1 protein-coding gene is annotated in these 597 nt (G+C 77.9%); it reads left to right on the plus strand.

Annotated features, from left to right (window positions below; all coding sequences use genetic code 11):
* On the plus strand, nucleotides 1-597 hold a 597-nt coding region (locus tag I8J30_RS32675; protein ID WP_210664502.1), incomplete at both ends, for an AAA family ATPase.

Raw genomic sequence — 597 nt, forward strand, 5'->3', positions numbered from 1 at the left:
GCCTCCACCCCGCTACCGCCGAGCGCCGCCGCCTCCCCCAGCACGGCCCCGCCGGCATCCGCAAGCCCTTCGCCGCCCGCCCGCTGGCCGCCCGGCGCGGCGACCGCGGCGATACGGTGCTGTCCGCCGAACCCGGGGAAGCCGAGCTGGAGCTGGAGCATTCCGCACTCGCCGACCTCTTCCGCACGGTCACCGACGACCGGCTGCACGCCCTGCCAGGACCCCAGCGCTCGGCCCTGCGCCAGGCGCTGCGCCGGGAACCGGCACCGCCGGGCGGCCCGGAACCCGTGGCCCTCCGCCTCGCCTTGCTGTCCCTGCTGGCCGCGCTCGGCCGCGACCGCCCCGTGCTGCTGGTCATCGACGCGGCGCACCACGTGGACCCGGCGAGCGCCCAGCTCCTGGCGTTCGCCGCCCGGCGACTCGACACGGCGCGCGTGCGGACACTCGTGACCGAGACGACCACCCCGGGCGCCGCACCGTCCGCCGGCCCCGCCCTCTGCCCGCCGGCCGCACGCGAAGTCGTCCTGCCGTCCCTCTGGTTTCCCGTGCTGTCGGCGCTGCCGCGCCACTCGGATCCTGCGCACTGGCTGCTGCGCT

Source organism: Paenibacillus lignilyticus (genome assembly GCF_017942085.1).
Lineage (GTDB): Bacteria > Bacillota > Bacilli > Paenibacillales > Paenibacillaceae > Paenibacillus_Z > Paenibacillus_Z lignilyticus.